This window comes from Synechococcus sp. R70.1, assembly GCF_047461675.1.
In the GTDB taxonomy this organism is placed as follows: Bacteria; Cyanobacteriota; Cyanobacteriia; order Thermostichales; family Thermostichaceae; genus Thermostichus.
Genome location: NZ_JANSHR010000095.1, coordinates 1 through 593, shown reverse-complemented (window position 1 = coordinate 593; position 593 = coordinate 1). Strand labels below are relative to the sequence as shown.

Below are 593 nucleotides of genomic sequence, written 5' to 3'. Positions count from 1 at the left end.
TCCTAGTAGCTTCTACTTGGTAGTAGGTTACAGCGAGTCTCTGTTCGTAGCCAGCCTGCTAGGTTTTTTCTACTGGTCAATGGACTTGAACTCTCTCCGGGCGGCACTTTTGGCTGGGGCCCACGGCTTGGCGATGAGTGCCACTCGCATTGTGGGCCTGCCGGTGGCGTTGCTTCCTCTGCTGCGCCTGGGGGAGGGATCCCGCCGTTGGTTTTGGACAGCCGGCGCCGCTGTTTTGGCCTTGTTGGGCGGGCTGAGTTTTTTCCTCTACTGTCAGCTCCGCTTTGGCCGTTGGGATCTCTACATCGAAATGCAGCGCTACTTTACCGGCGTGCAGGCCAATTACCAAGCCCTTTTCCAGGCTTCTACCTATGTCCTTTCCCCTGAGCGATGGCAAGTCTTGCTCTCTCCTTCTGCACCTGTGAAGGATGCTGGGCTGTGGTCTGATGCTCTTAGCCAACTGTTTGTGTCTGTTACGCTGGGATCCCTAGCTGTTACAGGCTTGCTGGATGGGTTGAGTGTCCTGGTGGGCAAGAGCCGGTGCTGGCAAGAGCGACTGGGGTTTCACCTAGCCGCCTGGGCCATGTTCTACA

The 593-nt window shown here is 57.0% G+C and carries 1 pseudogene; it reads left to right on the top strand.

The window, feature by feature from the left end:
* Positions 1–85: 85 nt before the first annotated feature.
* Positions 86–593, top strand: a pseudogene (locus NW807_RS09970) (hypothetical protein); the annotation flags it as partial.